Annotated in this window: 21 protein-coding genes; 2 read left to right on the top strand and 19 right to left on the bottom strand. The window is 65.5% G+C overall.

Annotation, left to right across the window (positions count from 1 at the left end; genetic code table 11):
* Nucleotides 1-74: 74 nt before the first annotated feature.
* The 10 genes from AC51BJ_RS19060 to AC51BJ_RS19015 form a co-directional block, all read right to left on the bottom strand.
* Nucleotides 75-1079, bottom strand: coding sequence for a FecR domain-containing protein (locus AC51BJ_RS19060; protein ID WP_496281278.1), 1005 nt, complete (start codon nt 1077-1079; stop codon nt 75-77).
* Nucleotides 1080-1081: 2 nt separating this feature from the next.
* Nucleotides 1082-1594: a sigma-70 family RNA polymerase sigma factor gene (locus tag AC51BJ_RS19055; protein WP_496281277.1), complete on the bottom strand. Its 513-nt coding sequence runs from the start codon at nt 1592-1594 to the stop codon at nt 1082-1084.
* Between the two features lie 131 nt (nt 1595-1725).
* Nucleotides 1726-2502, bottom strand: a complete 777-nt coding sequence (locus tag AC51BJ_RS19050) for a TrmH family RNA methyltransferase (protein WP_496281276.1) — start codon at nt 2500-2502, stop codon at nt 1726-1728.
* Nucleotides 2499-2966, bottom strand: coding sequence for a CopD family protein (locus AC51BJ_RS19045; protein ID WP_496281275.1), 468 nt, complete (start codon nt 2964-2966; stop codon nt 2499-2501). Before AC51BJ_RS19045 ends, AC51BJ_RS19050 begins: the two co-directional genes overlap by 4 nt.
* Nucleotides 2967-3071: 105 nt before the next feature.
* Entirely contained in the window at nt 3072-4646 is a 1575-nt protein-coding gene (gene ahpF / locus AC51BJ_RS19040; RefSeq protein ID WP_496281274.1) for an alkyl hydroperoxide reductase subunit F, read from the bottom strand.
* 135 nt (nt 4647-4781) lie between these two features.
* Nucleotides 4782-5345 carry an alkyl hydroperoxide reductase subunit C gene (gene ahpC / locus AC51BJ_RS19035; RefSeq protein WP_496281273.1) on the bottom strand — a complete coding sequence of 188 codons (564 nt, stop codon included), beginning with the start codon at nt 5343-5345 and terminating at the stop codon, nt 4782-4784.
* Nucleotides 5346-5419: 74 nt separating this feature from the next.
* On the bottom strand, nt 5420-6445 hold the full coding sequence (gene arsB / locus AC51BJ_RS19030; RefSeq protein WP_496281272.1) for an ACR3 family arsenite efflux transporter: 1026 nt from the start codon (nt 6443-6445) through the stop codon (nt 5420-5422).
* Between the two features lie 9 nt (nt 6446-6454).
* A complete protein-coding gene (locus tag AC51BJ_RS19025; protein WP_496281271.1) occupies nt 6455-6946 on the bottom strand; it encodes an arsenate reductase ArsC in 492 nt (163 codons plus the stop codon).
* 1 nt (nt 6947) lies between these two features.
* The gene (locus AC51BJ_RS19020; protein WP_496281270.1) at nt 6948-7424 is read right to left on the bottom strand and encodes an ArsI/CadI family heavy metal resistance metalloenzyme; all 477 of its coding nucleotides are present in this window, start codon (nt 7422-7424) and stop codon (nt 6948-6950) included.
* Between the two features lie 13 nt (nt 7425-7437).
* Entirely contained in the window at nt 7438-7761 is a 324-nt protein-coding gene (locus AC51BJ_RS19015; RefSeq protein WP_304001051.1) for an ArsR/SmtB family transcription factor, read from the bottom strand.
* Nucleotides 7762-7855: 94 nt separating this feature from the next.
* On the opposite strand from AC51BJ_RS19015, the gene AC51BJ_RS19010 reads away from it, so the two are divergent.
* Together AC51BJ_RS19010 and AC51BJ_RS19005 are read left to right on the top strand one after the other, a co-directional pair.
* Nucleotides 7856-8227, top strand: a complete 372-nt coding sequence (locus AC51BJ_RS19010; protein WP_496281269.1) for a cupin domain-containing protein — start codon at nt 7856-7858, stop codon at nt 8225-8227.
* The gene (locus tag AC51BJ_RS19005; RefSeq protein WP_430434045.1) at nt 8224-8556 is read left to right on the top strand and encodes a cupin domain-containing protein; all 333 of its coding nucleotides are present in this window, start codon (nt 8224-8226) and stop codon (nt 8554-8556) included. The genes AC51BJ_RS19010 and AC51BJ_RS19005 overlap by 4 nt, the downstream gene beginning before the upstream one ends.
* Nucleotides 8557-8561: 5 nt before the next feature.
* Here AC51BJ_RS19005 and AC51BJ_RS19000 read toward each other — a convergent pair whose 3' ends face one another.
* The 9 genes from AC51BJ_RS19000 to bamA form a co-directional block, all read right to left on the bottom strand.
* The gene (locus AC51BJ_RS19000) at nt 8562-8801 is read right to left on the bottom strand and encodes a thioredoxin family protein (protein WP_496281268.1); all 240 of its coding nucleotides are present in this window, start codon (nt 8799-8801) and stop codon (nt 8562-8564) included.
* A gap of 23 nt (nt 8802-8824) precedes the next feature.
* Entirely contained in the window at nt 8825-9844 is a 1020-nt protein-coding gene (locus AC51BJ_RS18995; RefSeq protein ID WP_496281267.1) for a permease, read from the bottom strand.
* A 72-nt stretch (nt 9845-9916) separates the two neighbouring features.
* A complete protein-coding gene (gene rnhB, locus AC51BJ_RS18990; RefSeq protein ID WP_496281266.1) occupies nt 9917-10498 on the bottom strand; it encodes a ribonuclease HII in 582 nt (193 codons plus the stop codon).
* Nucleotides 10495-11646: a lipid-A-disaccharide synthase gene (gene lpxB, locus AC51BJ_RS18985; protein ID WP_496281265.1), complete on the bottom strand. Its 1152-nt coding sequence runs from the start codon at nt 11644-11646 to the stop codon at nt 10495-10497. Before lpxB ends, rnhB begins: the two co-directional genes overlap by 4 nt.
* Nucleotides 11646-12425, bottom strand: a complete 780-nt coding sequence (lpxA, locus tag AC51BJ_RS18980; protein ID WP_496281264.1) for an acyl-ACP--UDP-N-acetylglucosamine O-acyltransferase — start codon at nt 12423-12425, stop codon at nt 11646-11648. Before lpxA ends, lpxB begins: the two co-directional genes overlap by 1 nt.
* Nucleotides 12425-12859 (bottom strand): 3-hydroxyacyl-ACP dehydratase FabZ, encoded by a 435-nt coding sequence (gene fabZ / locus AC51BJ_RS18975; protein ID WP_304009647.1) that lies wholly within the window; start codon nt 12857-12859, stop codon nt 12425-12427. The genes lpxA and fabZ overlap by 1 nt, the downstream gene beginning before the upstream one ends.
* A gap of 10 nt (nt 12860-12869) precedes the next feature.
* A complete protein-coding gene (gene lpxD / locus AC51BJ_RS18970; RefSeq protein WP_430434050.1) occupies nt 12870-13910 on the bottom strand; it encodes a UDP-3-O-(3-hydroxymyristoyl)glucosamine N-acyltransferase in 1041 nt (346 codons plus the stop codon).
* A 4-nt stretch (nt 13911-13914) separates the two neighbouring features.
* Nucleotides 13915-14436 carry an OmpH/Skp family outer membrane protein gene (locus AC51BJ_RS18965; RefSeq protein WP_020164754.1) on the bottom strand — a complete coding sequence of 174 codons (522 nt, stop codon included), beginning with the start codon at nt 14434-14436 and terminating at the stop codon, nt 13915-13917.
* A gap of 31 nt (nt 14437-14467) precedes the next feature.
* Entirely contained in the window at nt 14468-16762 is a 2295-nt protein-coding gene (gene bamA, locus AC51BJ_RS18960; protein WP_019918212.1) for an outer membrane protein assembly factor BamA, read from the bottom strand.
* Nucleotides 16763-16768 lie beyond the last annotated feature (6 nt).

Below are 16768 nucleotides of genomic sequence, written 5' to 3'. Positions count from 1 at the left end.
CTCCCCCGCTTTTTTTGTGTAATCGCGGGCAATGACGAAGGACGACGGCAAAAGTACAGTCGGCGTCGAAAAAATCAGCGGCGGTCGATGCGGACGATGTAGGCGGTGTAACGGGTGATGCGCAGCGGCAGGTTCGCGCTCAGTGCGGCAAGCGCCCGGTCGGTGTCGTCGAGCGGGAACACGCCCGAAACCGAGAGGCCCTGCAGCGCTTCCGCGTCGTAGTAGAGCGTGCCGCGGCGATAGCGCTCGAGTTCGGCCAGTACCTCGGTGAGCGGCTTGTCGTCGACCGCTAGCACGCCGTCGCGCCAGCCGATGAGCGCGTCGATATCGGCCGCCTCGGTCGCACCGACACCTCCATCGGTGATCCGGGTTGCGCTGCCGGGCGCCAGCGTGGTGCAGGTGCCGACAGCGCGGCTGCACGCCTCGACGGTCGACTCGATCACCGCGACGCGCGTCGCGTCGGCGTCGTCGCGCACCACGTACTGCGTGCCGAGCGCGCGGGCCGTCGCGTGCCGGCTTTCGACCACGAAGGGACGCTGCGGGTCGGCGCTCACTTCGACCAGAATCTCGCCCCGCCGCAGCACGATGCGACGTTCCTGACCGGTGTACTGCGCGTCTATCGCCGAGTCGGTGTTGAGCGTGATGCGGCTGCCGTCGTCCAGCGTGATCGTCAGCCGCTCGCCCGGCGCCGTGCGATGGTCGGCCAGCAGGTAGCGTGCGGTCTGCGATTGCAGCGCCAGCCAGCCACTGCCGGCCACGGTGCACGCGAGCATCAGCGCACCGGCCAGGGCGCGGCGGCGTCGCCCTGATCCAGAGAGGCTTGCGTCAAGGGCAGCCTTTCCGGCGCGCGCATCGACCTGGCCGAAGCGCGACCATATCGAATCGATGCGGCCATAAGCGAGACGGTGCATCGGATCGGCCTGTAGCCAGTCGTGCAGTGCGGATCGTTGTTCCGGCGTGCAGGCGTCGTCCTGCATCTTCAGGTACCACTCCGTCGCCGCGGCCACGACGGCGGCCGACGGCGTACCGTCCTCGGTGGCGCGCTCATGCTGCGCAGCGGTCGATGCCGAGTGCGACATGGTCAGCCGTACAGCACGCGGTAGCACTGCATCAGGACGGTAGCCAGATACTGCTTGATCATGCTGACCGACACCCCGAGGCGGGTAGCGATTTCGGCGTGCGGCAGCCCGTCGAGTCGATACAGCAGGAAGGCCTTGCGCGGCTTCGGCGGCAAGGTCTCCAGCATGGTTGCCAGCGCATTGAGGGTTTCCAGCGCCGCGTGATGATCTTCGGCCGAGGGGGCGGACGCATCCGACGCGTAAAGCGCCAGAGCACCGAGATACGACTGTTCGAGCTTGCGACGGCGCAGGTGATCGATCAGCAGCCGACCCGCGGTCGTCGTCAGGAAGGCGCGCGGCTCACGCAGTTGCGCAAGTTCGTCGCACTGCATGACGCGGACGAAGGTGTCCTGCGTCAGGTCGGCGGCGTCGGAAGGACAGCGAAGCTTCTTGCGCAGCCAGCCGAACAGCCATCCCTGATGATCGATGTACAGGTCCTTGACCAGTTCCTGACGGACGGGATGTTCGATCTGCATGGCGGGAATCGGAGGGCGCGCGCACCGGTGGATGAGCAGACGTTCAGGTCCGCGGATGCCCGATTCTCAAAACTGCCTCGACGCTTGTACAGGGAAAAGCTCCCTGCCCCTCCCGACCGCTTTGCGACGCTTCAACCGCGCGTGCGCTGCCTCACCTGCTCGAACAGGCAGACGGTGGCCGCCATCGCGACATTCAGCGATTCGGCCGCACCGGGCATCGGAATGATGGCCGGGTCGGTCGCCAGCGCGCTGACGGCCGGCGACAGGCCGGCGCCTTCGTTGCCGAACAGCCAGGCGATCGGGCCGCGCAGGTCCAGCGCATACAGCGAGGTGCGTGCATCGAGCCGGGTGGCGACGATGCGGCCCGGAAAATCCTTGAGCGCCGCCGCCACGTCGCAGTGCTCACGGATGCGCAGGCTGAAATGAGCGCCCTGCCCGGCACGCAGCACCTTGGGGCTCCACGCCTGGGCGCAGCCGGTGGTCAGCAGCACGTCGCGCACGCCGGTGGCCCAGGCGGCGCGCAGCAGCGTGCCGAGATTGCCGCTGTCCTGCACTGCGTCGAGCACCAGACAGTCACCGGTGATCGGCGCCTCCGCCTCGGCTGGGATGTCGATCAGCCCGAGCAGGCCGGTCGGCGTGTCGGTCGGGCTCAGTTCGTCGAACAGCGCGTCGGCGAGCAGCAGCACGGCTTCGCCCTGCTCCGCCAGCGCGGCCTTCACCTCGGGGTGATCGAGCGCGCGCTCGGCGACGATCGCCAGCTTGGGGCGCACGCCGGCGTCGAGCGCGCTGCGGAACAGGTGCAGGCCGTCGATCAGCGTTTCCGCCGCTTCGCGCCGAGCGCGCGACGAGGTCGCGAGCTTGCGCAAGTGCTTGAACTGCGCGTTGTCGCGCGACTGGACGTGCTTCATCCGGCCACCAGTGCGCGCCCCAGCGTGGCCAGCGCGATGGTGACAAAGCCGAGCACGGTGTTCAGCCCGACCAGCTTGCGGATCTGCGCCAGCGCCGCACCACCGGCCGGCCAGTCGGACGCATCGACCGCGCGCAGCAGCCGCTTGTAGGGCGCGAAGAACACGTGCATGAAGATGAACATCATGATCAGGCCGACGCCGAACATCAGGTGCCAGTGGATCGGCGCCGCCTTCATGCCGACCGCCAGCATCATCCCCAGCCCGCTGACGAGAATGACGGCGACCGATGCCCACACCAGCGGGAAGAAGCGGCCGAACACCGCACGCCACAGCCGCAGCCGCGCGGGCGGTTCGAGCTGCACCGCGGCCACCGGCCTCAGACAGACATACGCGAAGAACATGCCGCCGACCCAGATCGTGACTGCGGCGACGTGCAGGAACAGCAGCAGCGGAGCGTGGCTCATGGTGTGAAGACCCCCGGTGAATGGCGCGCATTGGAGGGCGCGCGGCCAAGAAAAAGCCCGCACATCCTGCGATGCGCGGGCTCCGATGTTAACGCGTCCCGGCGATCAGGCCGGTGCCGACGTGCGGATCAGGTGGTCGAAAGCCGAAATCGCCGCCTTCGAGCCTTCGCCCATCGCGATGATGATCTGCTTGTACGGCACGGTGGTCACGTCACCAGCGGCGAACACGCCCGGCGTGCTGGTTTCGCAGCGCGCGTCGACCTGGATTTCGCCGTACTTCGTCAGCTCGATCGAACCCTTCAGCCATTCGGTGTTGGGCACCAGACCGATCTGCACGAAGATGCCTTCGAGCTCGATCGTGTGCGACTCGCCGGTGGCGCGGTCGGTGTACTTCAGCGCATTGACCTTGCCGTCGGCCCCACCCGTCACTTCGGTGGTCTGCGCCTGCAGGATCACCTTCACGTTCGGCAGGCTCAGCAGCTTGCGCTGCAGCACCGCGTCGGCGCGCATCTGCTTGTCGAATTCCAGCAGCGTCACGTGGCCGACGATGCCGGCCAGGTCGATCGCCGCCTCGACGCCCGAGTTGCCGCCGCCGATCACCGCCACGCGCTTGCCCTTGAACAGCGGGCCGTCGCAGTGCGGGCAGTAGGCCACGCCCTTGTTGCGGTATTCGCGTTCGCCCGGCACGTTCATTTCACGCCAGCGCGCACCGGTCGCCAGGATGACCGAACGCGACTTGAGCTGGCCGCCATTGGACAGCTGCAGCGTGATCAGGCCGTCGGGCGACTCCGCGGCCGGAATCAACTTGTCGACGCGCTGCAGCGCCATCACGTCGACCTCGTAGCTCTTCACGTGCTCTTCGAGCGCGGCGGCGAGCTTCGGGCCTTCTGTTTCCTTGACCGAAATGAAGTTCTCGATGCCCAGCGTGTCCATCAGCTGACCGCCGAAGCGCTCGGCGACCACACCGGTGCGGATGCCCTTGCGCGCGGCGTAGATCGCCGCCGCCGAACCGGCCGGGCCACCGCCGACCACCAGCACGTCGAACGGCGCCTTGGCGTTCATCTTCTCCGCGTCACGCTTGGCAGCACCGGTATCGACCTTGCCGACGATCTCTTCCAGCGTCATGCGGCCGGCGCCGAACAGTTCGCCGTTCAGGAACACCATCGGCACTGCCATCACCTGGCGCTCTTCGACTTCCTTCTGGAACAGCGCACCGTCGATGGTGACCACCTTGACGCGCGGATTCAGCACTGCCATCAGGTTCAGCGCCTGCACCACGTCCGGGCAGTTGTGGCAGGACAGCGACATGAACACTTCGAAGCTGTAGTCGCCATCGAGCGACTTGATCTGTTCGATCATCTCGTCCGACACGCGCGGCGGGTGACCGCCGGCCTGCAGCAGCGCGAGCACCAGCGAGGTGAATTCATGGCCGAGCGGAATGGCTGCGAAGCGCAGCGACATGTTGCCGCCCTTGCGGTTGATCGCGAACGACGGCGTACGCGCGGCACTGCCCCGCTCCTCGCTGACAGTGATCTTGTCCGACAGCTCTGCGATGTCGGACAGCAGGCCCTGCAGTTCGCGCGAAGCGGCGCTGTCGTCCACCGCGGCCGTCAGTTCGATCGGTTGCTGCAGCTTTTCGAGATAGGCCTTCAACTGGCCCTTGAGAGTGGCGTCCAGCATGGTGTGCTCGGCTTTCGAAACGGATGATGCGGAAAACAAAACGCCCGGGCCGGGCGCCGTCAGGGCATGTTCTCAAAACCACTTGAGAACACACCCTGGCACCTGACCCGGGCGCCTCTGCGAAGCGTTGTGCGCTTAGATCTTGCCGACCAGGTCGAGCGACGGGGTCAGCGTTTCGGCGCCTTCCTTCCACTTGGCCGGGCAGACCTGGCCGGGGTGGCTGGCGACGAACTGCGCAGCCTTGAGCTTGCGCAGCGTTTCGTTCATGTCGCGGGCGATCGCGTTGTCGTGGATTTCGGCGGTCTTGATCTGACCGTCCGGGTTGATGATGAAGGTGCCGCGCAGCGCCAGGCCTTCTTCATCGATATGCACGTCGAACGCGCGGGTCAGCTGGTGGGTCGGGTCGCCGACCAGCGGGAACTGGGCCTTGCCGACGGCCGGCGAGGTTTCGTGCCACACCTTGTGCGAGAAATGGGTGTCGGTGGTGACGATGTACACTTCGGCACCGGCCTTCTGGAATTCGGCGTAGTTGTTGGCCGCGTCTTCGACTTCGGTCGGGCAGTTGAAGGTGAAGGCAGCCGGCATGAACACGATCACCGACCACTTGCCCTTCAGGCTCTCGTCGGTCACGGTGATGAACTTGCCGTTGTGGAAAGCGTTTGCCTTGAAGGGCTGGACGGTGCTGTTGATGATGCTCATGTCGAGATCCTCTTTTGTGGGTGGGGTGAAAGTCGCAATGATATTGCGAAACTGCCTCTTTGTTTAGACTTGATCTAAAAAAGTTCAGCGGAATCCGGAAAAAGATGCGCGCTGCGCCGCGTGAAGGCGACCAGCGACAGCATGACCGGCACTTCGACCAGCACGCCGACCACGGTCGCCAGCGCCGCGCCCGAGTGCAGTCCGAACAGGGAGATCGCAACCGCGACCGCAAGTTCGAAGAAATTCGACGTGCCGATCAGGCAGGCCGGTGCCGCCACCGGATAGGGCAGCTTCATCATCCGCGCGGCGACGAAGGAGATGGCGAAGATGCCGTAAGTCTGCAGCACCAGCGGCACGGCGATCAGCGCGATCACGAAGGGCTGGGCGACGATGGTTTCCGCCTGGAAGCCGAACAGCAGCACGACGGTGGCCAGCAGACCGACGATGGACCAGGGCTTGAGGCGCGCGACGAATCCGGCCAGTGCGGCACCGTTGCCAAGCGCACGGCGGGTCAGCACGCCGGCGAGCAGCGGCAGCACCACGTAGAGCGCGGTGGACAGCAGCAGCGTTTCCCACGGCACGGCCACGTCGGTCACGCCGAGCAGGAAGGCGGCGATCGGCGCGAAGGCGAACACCATGACCAGATCGTTCACCGACACCTGCACCAGCGTGTAGTTGGGATCACCCCGCGTGAGCTGACTCCAGACGAACACCATCGCGGTGCACGGTGCGACGCCGAGCAGGATCATGCCGGCGATGTATTCCGACGCCGATTGCGGATCGACCCAGGGCGCAAACAGGTGCTGGAAGAACAGCACGCCCAGCGCGGCCATCGTGAAGGGCTTGATCAGCCAGTTCACGACCAGCGTCAGCACCAGGCCCTGAGGCCGGCGACCGACGTCGCGCACGGCGGCGAAATCGATCTGGATCATCATCGGGTAGATCATCACCCAGATGAGCACGGCCACCACCAGATTGACGTGCGCCAGTTCCAGCGCCGCGACGGCCGCAAAGGCCGGCGGCGCGACCAGTCCCAGCGCGACACCCGCAACGATGGCCAGGCCCACCCACAGGGTGAGCCAGCGTTCGAACATGCCCATGGAAAGACCTCAGTGTGCGGCCAGATCGCGCGCGGTCTGCTGCAACGCCAGCGCGTGCAGGCGCTCGTCCGGCATCGCGACCAGGATTTCGAGACGACGGCGGATCAGCGCCAGCGTGTCGCGGAAGGCGGTCAGCTTCGCCGCATCGCTGCCGGTGGTCGCCGAGGGGTCGGCGTAGCCCCAATGTGCGGTGGCCGGATGGCCCGGCCACACCGGGCAGGTTTCGCCGGCGGCGCTGTCGCACACGGTGATGATCAGATCCATCGCCGGCGCGCCGGGCGCGGCGAATTCGTCCCAGGCCTTGCTGCGCACGCCCGTCGTATCGATGCCCTGCTCCGCCAGCGCCTGCCGCGCGAACGGATTCACCCGCCCGCTCGGCTGACTGCCGGCCGAAAAGGCGCGGAAACGGGCACCGCCGAGGTGGTTGAGCAGGCATTCGGCGAGCACGCTGCGCGCCGAATTGTGGGTGCACAGAAACAGGACGTTGAGCGGACGGGCCATGTCAGCAGCAGCCCGAACCGGAGGTCTTCACACCGATGTTCAGCGGCTTGCCACGGGTGACCGGCGCCTCGGGGGCACAGCAGGCAGCGCCGCCGCTGGCCGCTTCATTGAACACCGGAATGTTGGCCAGCGTATGGAAGTGCTCCCAGGCGATGCCCTGCGGGTCGGTCACCCAGTGCTTTTCGCTGCGCGCGTAACAGCAGGTGGTTTCGCCTTCGTCGAGCAGCGCCATGTCAGCCGATTCGGCGCGCGCCTTCATCGCCGCAAGTTCGGCCGGGTCGTCGGTCTGGATGCCGAGGTGGTCGATGCCCGGCTTGGTTCCACGGGTCGAGATCGCGAAATTGACCGGCGGATCTTCGAGCATCCACTTCGCGTAGTCGGCTTCGGTGCGCGCCGGCTGCGCATCGAACAGCTTGTTGTAGAAGGCGACGCTCTTCGCCAGGTCGTCGACGTGCAGATGGACGTGAAAGCGCTTCATTGCGGTTCTCCGGTCAGCAGTTCGTGCAGGAAGGTGCGGCCTCGACACAGGGTGTGCCGCGGCAGCAGTTTTCGGTGAGATAGGCCATCAGGGCGCCCATGCGCGCGTAGTCGGCGCGGTAGATCAGGTGGCGGCCGTCGCGCGACTGCAGCAGCAGGCCGGCCTGGGTCAGTTCCTTCAGATGGAAGGACAGTGTGGTCGGCGCGACCGACAGTGCCTCGCCGAGCGCGCCGGGCGTCATGCCGTCGGGGCCGGCGACGACCAGTGCGCGGAACACGCGCAGACGGATTTCGTGAGCCAGTGCGGCCAGAGCGCGGATGATGTCCTGTTCTTCCATAATTCAACGATATTTGAATCATTGAATCGATGCAAGTGTCGCGTGCTTTCGACTACGCTGGCGCTTCACCCGGTTCGCCTGCCCCGCACGCCCGATGAAGACCCGCTACAACGACAGTGCTGCCTACGTGACCAAGGACGGTTCGCTGATCCGCGAACTGATGCATCCGGCGCAGCATGGAGGGCGGGCGCAGAGCCTGGCCGAAGCGACCGTGCCGGCCGGTACCCGCACCGCGCTGCACCGGCACCACGTGACCGAAGAGCTGTACCACGTGACGGCCGGCCAGGGGCGCATGACGCTGGGCGAGCACAGCTTCGACGTGACCGTCGGCGACACCGTGCTGATTCCACCTGGCACATCGCACTGCATCGAGGCAACCGGCCGCGAGGCACTGGTCATCCTCTGCTGCTGCAGCCCGGCCTATGCACACGACGACACCGAACTGCTGAACGAGGCCGCAATGTGAGCGCCAATCTGTTCGACGGTCTGCCGCCGGCGCCGCAGCCGGAAGAGCTGTTCGAGACGCTGTGCGCACGGCCCGGCGTGCGCATCGAGCGCATCGTGTCGACCGGTCAGTGCAGCCCGCCCGGCTTCTGGTATGACCAGCCGGGCGACGAGTGGGTGGCATTGCTGAGCGGTTCGGCCACGCTGCGCTTCGCGGATGAAGCGAGCGGCCGCGAACTGCGCCCCGGCGACTGGGTGTTCATCGCGGCACACCGGCACCACCGCGTCGAATGCACCGATGCCACCACGCCATCGGTCTGGCTGGCCGTGCATCTGGACGCACAGGACTGAGCGCTTCAGCCGGTCTTGCCGAGCAGTTCGCCGATTTCCTGTTCACTCAACACCTTGCCCGCGGACACCAGCTTTTCGTCGATCACCAGCGCCGGCGTCGACATGACGCCGTAGGCGGCGATGTCGACGAAATCGGTCACCTTGACGATATCGGCTTGCTGGCCACGCGCGGCCAGCGCCTTGCGCGTGTTGTCCGCCAGTTCGATGCACTTGCGGCAACCGCTGCCCAGTACCTTGATGATCATGTCGTCTCCCCTCGCCTGCCAGGTCAGGTGAATGCGCCCGCAAAGGCATTGAACAGATAGCCGATCAGCACGATGCCACCCGCCACGATGCCGACGAATGTCGCCAGCAGCGGCGTGCGGACGACACGCTTGAGCATGATGATGGACGGCAGCGACAGCGCAGTGACCGACATCATGAATGCCAGCGCCGTACCCAGCCCCACGCCGCGCGCCACCAGCGCCTCGGCGATCGGCAGCGTGCCGAAGATGTCGGCGTACATCGGGACGCCGACCAGCGTAGCCAGCGGCACCGACCATGGCTTGTCCTGCCCGAGCAGCCCGTTGATCAGACGCTCCGGTATCCAGTTGTGGATGGCCGCGCCAATGCCGACACCGATCAGGATGTAGAGCCAGACGCGGCGAACGATGTCGCGCACCTGGTCGCGGGCGAAGCGCAGGCGCTCGCGCACGTCGGGCACGCCGTCGTCGCCGTGCATGACCGGGCTGGTGAACACGAAAGGCTCGATGTGGCGCTCCATTCGCGCGCGGCCGATCAAGGTGCCGCCGACCACCGCCAGCACGACGCCGACCGTCACGTAGGCGATGGCGATGGGCCAGTTGAAAATGCTCGCCAGCAGGATGACCGACGCCAGATCGACCAGCGGCGACGAAATCAGGAAGGAAAAGGTAACGCCTGTCGGCAGCCCGGCGCTGGTGAAGCCGATGAACAGCGGAATCGACGAACAGGAACAGAATGGCGTGACCGTACCGAGCAGGGCTGCCAGCAGATTGCCGCGCACCCCGGTGAAACGCCCCAGGATGCGGCGCGTGCGCTCGGGCGGGAAATGGCTCTGCACGTATGAAATGCCGAAGATCAGCAACGACAGCAGGATGAATATCTTCACCGTGTCGTAGATGAAGAAATGCACGCTGGCGCCGAACTGCCCGCTCATCGGCAACCCGATGCCCTGCTCGACCAGTATGCGTACCAGGTCTGACAGCCACTGCATGCGCAGCAGCTGGTCGTTGAGCCAGCCAAACGGGTTCATTGCGGGTGCGGGCAACAGGACATGCTGCTGATGCTAGTCCAGTCCAGCACTGGCAGCTTGAACTGGCTCAAGCGAAGGCGAACGCCTTCAGTCGGGCATGCCGAAATCCAGTGCGCTCTGCGCGACCGGCGCAAAGCTGCGCCGGTGTATCGGTGACGGCCCGTGCGCGCGCAGCGCGGCCAGATGCTCGGCGGTCGGATAGCCCTTGTGCTGGGCAATGCCGTACTGCGGATACAGCGCTGCGAGCGCCATCATTTCGTGATCACGACCGGTCTTGGCGAGGATGGAGGCGGCCGAGATCGCCGCTTCCGACGCATCGCCGCCGACGATGGCACGCGCCGGCATGGTGAGGCCCGGCGGTACGCGGTTGCCGTCGATCAGCACCTGATCGGGCGGCACGGCAAGGCCTTCGACTGCGCGACGCATCGCCAGCATGGTCGCGCGCAGGATGTTGAGACGGTCGATTTCCTCCACCGTCGCGATGCCGACCGCCCAGGCCAACGCGCGCTCGCGGATCAGTGGCGCCAGCGCTTCGCGCTTCTTTTCTGAAAGCTTCTTCGAATCGTTCAGGCCGTCTATGGGGCGCAAGGGATCGAGAATGACCGCCGCCGCATAGACCGGACCGCACAGCGGCCCCCGGCCGGCCTCGTCGACGCCGGCGATCTTCATGTGCGTGGCAGATGCGGCAGGATGGCCGCCGCGGCGCGCGCTGCCGTGCCTTGGCGCAGCGTGAAGTGGATGCGCTCGAATTCGTCGATCTGCGCCGCCCGCGCCACCGCGTCACCGAGCAGCGCATCGAGCGCGTCAGCCAGCTTTTCGGGTGTGGCGTCGTGCTGCAGCAGTTCGGGCACGATGCTGCGGCCAGCCAGGATGTTGGGCAGGCCGACCCAGGGCTGATAGGCCATGCGCTTCATGATGCGATAGCTCAGCGCGTGGATGCGGTAGGCCACGACGTGCGGCGCGCGGCACAGCGCCGCTTCGAGGGTCGCCGTGCCGCTGGCCACCAGCGCCACGTCGCAGGCCATCAGCGCGTCGCGCGCGTGACCGAACAGGATGGACACCGGCAGTTCGGTCGCCTGACAGTCCCACAGCGCCTGTTCGAACTGGGTACGCGTTTCGCGCGTGGTCAGCGGCACCAGGAATCTGAGGTCCGGATGGCGCTCGTGCAGCAGCTTGGCCGCACCGATCCAGGAATGCGCGTTGTACTGCAGTTCCGACTGCCGGCTACCCGGCAGCAGCGCCACGATGCGCGCATCGACCGGGATTGCCAGGCGTTCGCGGGCGGCAAAGCGCTGCGGCTCGGGCGAAATCTCGTCGGCGAAGGGATGGCCGACATAGCTCACCGGCACGCCGGCCTTCTCGTAGATCGCCGGTTCGAACGGGAACAGGCACAGCACGCGCGACACGCTGCGCGCAATGCCCTTGATGCGGCCGCCGCGCCAGGCCCAGATCGACGGGCTCACGTAGTGGATGGCGGGCACGCCGGCGTCGCGCAGCTTGCGCTCCAGCCACAGGTTGAAATCGGGCGCGTCGACGCCGATGAAGGCCGCCGGCTTGTCCTTCAGCAGGCGGTCGAGCAGGCTGCGACGGATGCCGGCCAGTTCGCGGTAGTGCTTGAGCACCTCGAAATAGCCGCGCACGGCCAGCTTCTCGGACGGCCACCAGGCGTCGAAGCCGGCCGACTGCATGCGCGGCCCGCCGATGCCGACGAAGTCGATATCGGGCCGCGCATCGCGCAGTGCCTTGATCAGATGCGCAGCCAGCTGGTCGCCCGACGCTTCGCCGGCGACCATGGCCACCGTGATGCGGGAGGCCATTATCGGATGATGCCGCGTCCGCCGGATGCGAGGAAATCGGACAGCAGCGCGACTTCGGGCGTCGCCTTCGCCGCTTCGGCGATGGCGGCCTTGGCCTCGTCCAGCGTCAGCCCCTCGCGGTACAGCGTCTTGTAGGCGCGCTTGATCGCCATGATGGCTTCGCTGCTGTAGCCGCGACGGCGCAGGCCTTCGCTGTTGATGCCGTGCGGGCTGGCCGGCACGCCATTGGCCAGCACGAAGGGCGGCACGTCCTGCAGCACGCTCGAATGCACGCCGCAGAAGCTGTGCGCACCGACGCGCACGAACTGGTGCACGCCGGTGAAGCCGCCGAGGATGGCCCAGTCGCCGACATGCACGTGGCCGGCCAGCGCGGTGTTGTTAGCCATGATGGTGTGGCTGCCGACCTGGCAGTCGTGCGCGACGTGCACGTAGGCCATGATCCAGTTGTCGTCGCCCAGGCGCGTGACGCCGCCATCCTGCACGGTGCCGCAGTTCATCGTCGCGTATTCGCGCACGGTGTTGCGGTCGCCGATCTCCAGACGGGTCGGTTCATTGGCGTACTTCTTGTCCTGCGGTGCGCCGCCGATCGAACAGAATGGGTGGAACGCGTTGTCGCGCCCGATGCGGGTATGGCCCTGGATCACCACGTGCGCATGCACCTTGGTGCCGGCACCGATCTCGACGTTCGGCCCGATGATGCTGTAGGCACCGATCTCGACACCGTCGGCGATCTGCGCCGCCGGATCGACGATGGCGGTCGGATGGATGAGCGTTGCCATCAGGTCGGACGCACCGCACAGAGCAGTTCGGATTCGGCCACCACGCCGCCGTCGACGCGGGCGCGCGCCTGGTATTTCCAGATGCCGCGCGAGTGCTTCAGCAGATCGACTTCGAGGATGAGCTGGTCGCCGGCCATGACCGGCTTCTTGAAGCGGGTGTTGTCCACGCCACAGAGGTAATAGACCGAATCGGCGTCGGGCGTCGTGCCCAGCGTTTCGAAGGACAGGATGGCTGCGGCCTGCGCCAGCGCCTCGACAATGAGCACGCCCGGCATGACCGGATGGTTCGGGAAGTGGCCGGGGAAGAAGGGCTCGTTGATCGTGACGTTCTTCAGCGCCTTGATGTACTTGCCCGCCTCGACTTCGAGCACGCGATCGACCAGCAGGAAAGGAAAGCGGTGCGGCAGCGACTTCAGCACCGCGTGGATGTCCATCGATTTCAATTCAGTCTTCCTTGTTGCCTTGCAGCGTTGCAAGTTGTTGCTCGAGCGCCTTGATGCGATCGGCCATCGAGTCGAGGTGTCGCAGGCGCGAGTAGTTGCGCGTCCATTCCTTGTGCTCCATCGACGGCACCGAACCGGTGTAGACGCCCTTCTCCGGAATCGACTTGGTCGCGAACGACACCGCCGACACCACCACGTCATCGACGATGTCGATGTGGCCCATGATGTTGGCCGAACCGCCGATCATGCAGCGCTTGCCTATCGTCGTACTGCCGGCCACGCCGGAACACGCCGCCATCGCAGTATGGTCGCCGATACGCACGTTGTGGGCGATCTGGATCAGGTTGTCGAGCTTTACGCCGTCGCCGATCACGGTGTCTTCGAGCGCGCCGCGATCCACCGTCGTGTTGGCACCGATTTCGACGTCGTTGCCGATCAGTACGCGACCGATCTGCGGAATCTTGACCCAGCTGCCGTCCGCCTCGCGGGCGAAGCCGAAGCCGTCTGCACCGATCACGGCGCCCGAATGCAGGATGCAGCGCTCGCCGATCACGCAGTGCGCGTACACGACGACGCGCGGATGCAGCCGCGTCCCGGCGCCGACGCGCACACCCTCGCCCACCACGCAGCCGGCGCCGATCAGCACGTTGGCGCCGATGTCCGCACCCTCGCCCACCACCGCACCGGCGGCGACATGGGCGGACGCATCGACCCGCGCCCCCGGATGCACGCTGGCAGCCGGATCGATACCGCCCGCCGGGCGCAGATCGGGATTCAGCAGCTGGGCGACGCGGGCGAAATAGAGATAGGGATTGCGCACGCGGATGTGCGTGCGGGCGAGATTCTCGCCGTCGGCAGGCGGCACGATGACCACACCCGCACCGCTGCTGGCAAGAACGCTGCGGTACTTCGGATTGGACAGAAAGGAGATATGAGCCGGGCCGGCGCTGTCGAGCGGCGCCACCTGCTCGACCAGCAGGTCGGCGTCGCCATGCAGTTCGCCGCCCAACCGGGCGACGATGTCGCCAAGACGGGCCGCCATGTTCTTACTTGCTTGCCGGAGGGTCGGCCAGCGCCTTCAGCACCTTCTCGGTGATGTCGATGCGCTGGCTGCGATACACCACCTCCTGGAAGATGATGTCGTACTTCTCGGCCTCGGCGATCACCTTGATCGCCTTGTTGGCCTTGTCGAGCACACCAGCCAGTTCCTCGTTGCGGCGCTGGTTCAGGTCTTCGCGGTACTCGCGCTCGCGACGCTGCATGTCGCGGGTGAGTTCGCTGAATTCGCGCTCCTTGGCGCGGCGGTCGCTGTCGGACAGCGTGACCGCATTCTTTTCCATGTTCTGCTGCATGCCCTGCAGCTGCTTGGCCAGCTTTTCCAGCTCCTGGCTGCGCTTCTCGAATTCCTTCTCGAGCTTCTTCTGCGCGCGCACCGCCGGTGCCGCCTCGCGCAGGATGCGTTCGGTGTCGACGAAGCCGATCTTGACGTCGCTTTCTGCGCGCACCGGTGCGGCCGTCAGCAAAGCGAGCGAAGACAGCAATGCAATGAATATGGAGCGTGCGGACATACTCGACCTGTTCATACGGAGCTCTTCTTGATCAGAACACATTGCCCATCTGGAACTGGAAGCGCTGCAGACGATCGAGCGGATCCTTGTTCAGGGGCTGTGCAATGCTGAACTTCAGCGGTCCCATGGGCGAACTCCATGCCACGGAAAGGCCGGCACTATAACGCATATCGCCCAGACTCAGGCTCTGGCCGTCTGCCCAGACGTTACCCGCATCGACGAAGGTGCCCAGACGCAGCGACTTGTCCTGCCCCATGCCGGGGAAGGGAAACAGCACCTCGGCGTTCATCACAAGGCGACGATCACCGCCGATGGTCGTGCGCAGCAGGTTGCCATTGCCATCGCGGTCACGCTGGCCGATCGACGCGGTTTCGAAGCCCCGTACCGAGCCAATGCCGCCGACGTAGAAGTTCTTGTAGAACGGCAGCGGCTTGTCGCCGTAACCACGACCATAACCCAGTTCGCCATTGAGCATCAGCACGAAGTTGCCCCACAGCGGGAAATAGGTCTGGTGCTGGTAGGAGGCCTTCATGTAGCGCAGGCCGCCGGGCGGAATGGCAACTTCACCGTTGACCCGCTGGATCGAGCCTCGCGTCGGGTAGATGAAGCTGTCGCGGGTGTCGCGTGCCCAGCCTATGGTGCTCACCAGCGAGTTGTTGGTGTCGCCGAACTCGTTGACGAAGTTCTTGTAGCGCTGCGGGCTGTCCGAGAAGGTATCGATCGAGGTCTGATCGACCGCCAGACCGAAGTTGATGCGGTCGTCTTCGCGGATCGGGAAGCCCCAGCGCAGACCGGCGCCAACCGACGACGTACGGTAGTTGCCGATACGCAGACGGCTCGGGTCGACGTTGCGCAGGTAGACGTCGAAACCGCGCGAAATGCCGTCCGGCGTGTAGTACGGATCGGTGAAGGACAGCGCGTAGGTCTTGTTGATGCTGCCGCTGTTCAGGCTCAGCGACATCGACTTGCCGCTGCCGAACAGGTTCTGCTGCGAAATAGAGGTCGACAGGATGAGGCTTTCCGAACTGGAGAAGCCGGCACCGAACATCAGGTTGCCGGTCGGCTTTTCCTTCACGGTCAGGTTTACGTCGACCTGGTCGGTGGTGCCGGGCACGGCAGGCGTCTCCACCGTGGCCGCGTCGAAGTAGCCGAGGCGGTCGACGCGGGTACGCGAACGGTTGATCTTCTCGCCGTCGTACCAGGCGCCTTCCATCTGGCGGAATTCGCGGCGGATGACCTGGTCGGCGGTCTTGCTGTTGCCCAGCACGTTCACACGGCGCACATAGACGCGGCGGCCCGGATCGACGAACACGGTGAACGAGACGGTTTGCTTTTCCTTGTCCGGTTCCGGCACCGCATTGACGTTGGCGAAGGCATAGCCTTCGTTGCCGAGTCGGTCATTGATCGCCTTGGTGGTGTCGGTCAGGTTCTTGCGCGAGAACTCGTCGCCCGGCTTCAGCTTCACCAGCTTGCGCAGTTCCTCTTCCGGCAGCAGCAGATCGCCCGACAGCTTGACACCGGACACCGTGTATTTCTTGCCCTCGGTGATCGAGATGGTGATGTAGATGTCCTGCTTGTCCGGCGTGATCGACACCTGGGTCGAATCGACGTTGAATTCGAGGTAGCCGCGATCTAGGTACCAGCTGCGCAGCGTTTCCACGTCGGCGCTGAGCTTCTGGCGCGAATACTGGTCGTTCTTCGTGTACCAGGTGAGCCAGTTCGGCGTGGTCAGCGTGATCATCTTCAGCAGGTCCTTCTCCTTGAAGGCACTGGCACCGACGATATTGATCTGACGGATCTTGGCGACCTCGCCTTCATCGACCTGGAAGTTGATCGCCACACGGTTGCGCTCGAGCGGCGTCACGGTGGTCTTGACCTCGACCGAATAACGGCCACGCGACAGGTACTGACGCTTCAGTTCCTGTTCGGCGCGTTCCAGCACGGCGCGGTCGAAGATGCGCGACTCGGCCAGACCCACGTCACGCAGCCCTTTCTTGATCGCTTCCTTGTCGAATTCCTTCATGCCGGTGAAGTCGAGCGAGGCGATCGCCGGACGCTCCTCGATCACCACCACCAGCACGTCGCCCTCGACCTCGATGCGCACGTCCTTGAAGAAGCCGGTCGCGAACAGCGCCTTGATGGCCTCGGCCGCCTTGTCCTCGGTGAAGCTCTCGCCGACGCGCACCGGCAGATAGTTGAACACCGTGCCGGCTTCGGTCCGCTGGATTCCCTCGACGCGAATGTCGCGGACGACGAAAGGCTCGAAGGCGTGAGCATGAGCCGACAGCAGTCCCGCGATCAGGGCGGGCAGGAGAAACTTGCGCATTGGGGG

Source organism: Methyloversatilis sp. S146-33 (genome assembly GCF_059552495.1).
This window is presented reverse-complemented; position numbering and strand designations above follow the sequence as displayed.

What these genes read in the sequence shown, in the direction of transcription:
- AC51BJ_RS19060 (WP_496281278.1), bottom strand. Translation starts at nt 1,079, where the DNA reads ATGTCGCACTCGGCATCGACCGCTGCGCAGCATGAGCGCGCCACCGAG.
- AC51BJ_RS19055 (WP_496281277.1), bottom strand. Translation starts at nt 1,594, where the DNA reads ATGCAGATCGAACATCCCGTCCGTCAGGAACTGGTCAAGGACCTGTAC.
- AC51BJ_RS19050 (WP_496281276.1), bottom strand. Translation starts at nt 2,502, where the DNA reads ATGAAGCACGTCCAGTCGCGCGACAACGCGCAGTTCAAGCACTTGCGC.
- AC51BJ_RS19045 (WP_496281275.1), bottom strand. Translation starts at nt 2,966, where the DNA reads ATGAGCCACGCTCCGCTGCTGCTGTTCCTGCACGTCGCCGCAGTCACG.
- ahpF (WP_496281274.1), bottom strand. Translation starts at nt 4,646, where the DNA reads ATGCTGGACGCCACTCTCAAGGGCCAGTTGAAGGCCTATCTCGAAAAG.
- ahpC (WP_496281273.1), bottom strand. Translation starts at nt 5,345, where the DNA reads ATGAGCATCATCAACAGCACCGTCCAGCCCTTCAAGGCAAACGCTTTC.
- arsB (WP_496281272.1), bottom strand. Translation starts at nt 6,445, where the DNA reads ATGGGCATGTTCGAACGCTGGCTCACCCTGTGGGTGGGCCTGGCCATC.
- AC51BJ_RS19025 (WP_496281271.1), bottom strand. Translation starts at nt 6,946, where the DNA reads ATGGCCCGTCCGCTCAACGTCCTGTTTCTGTGCACCCACAATTCGGCG.
- AC51BJ_RS19020 (WP_496281270.1), bottom strand. Translation starts at nt 7,424, where the DNA reads ATGAAGCGCTTTCACGTCCATCTGCACGTCGACGACCTGGCGAAGAGC.
- AC51BJ_RS19015 (WP_304001051.1), bottom strand. Translation starts at nt 7,761, where the DNA reads ATGGAAGAACAGGACATCATCCGCGCTCTGGCCGCACTGGCTCACGAA.
- AC51BJ_RS19010 (WP_496281269.1), top strand. Translation starts at nt 7,856, where the DNA reads ATGAAGACCCGCTACAACGACAGTGCTGCCTACGTGACCAAGGACGGT.
- AC51BJ_RS19000 (WP_496281268.1), bottom strand. Translation starts at nt 8,801, where the DNA reads ATGATCATCAAGGTACTGGGCAGCGGTTGCCGCAAGTGCATCGAACTG.
- rnhB (WP_496281266.1), bottom strand. Translation starts at nt 10,498, where the DNA reads ATGAAGATCGCCGGCGTCGACGAGGCCGGCCGGGGGCCGCTGTGCGGT.
- lpxB (WP_496281265.1), bottom strand. Translation starts at nt 11,646, where the DNA reads ATGGCCTCCCGCATCACGGTGGCCATGGTCGCCGGCGAAGCGTCGGGC.
- lpxA (WP_496281264.1), bottom strand. Translation starts at nt 12,425, where the DNA reads ATGGCAACGCTCATCCATCCGACCGCCATCGTCGATCCGGCGGCGCAG.
- fabZ (WP_304009647.1), bottom strand. Translation starts at nt 12,859, where the DNA reads ATGGACATCCACGCGGTGCTGAAGTCGCTGCCGCACCGCTTTCCTTTC.
- lpxD (WP_430434050.1), bottom strand. Translation starts at nt 13,910, where the DNA reads ATGGCGGCCCGTCTTGGCGACATCGTCGCCCGGTTGGGCGGCGAACTG.
- AC51BJ_RS18965 (WP_020164754.1), bottom strand. Translation starts at nt 14,436, where the DNA reads ATGTCCGCACGCTCCATATTCATTGCATTGCTGTCTTCGCTCGCTTTG.
- bamA (WP_019918212.1), bottom strand. Translation starts at nt 16,762, where the DNA reads ATGCGCAAGTTTCTCCTGCCCGCCCTGATCGCGGGACTGCTGTCGGCT.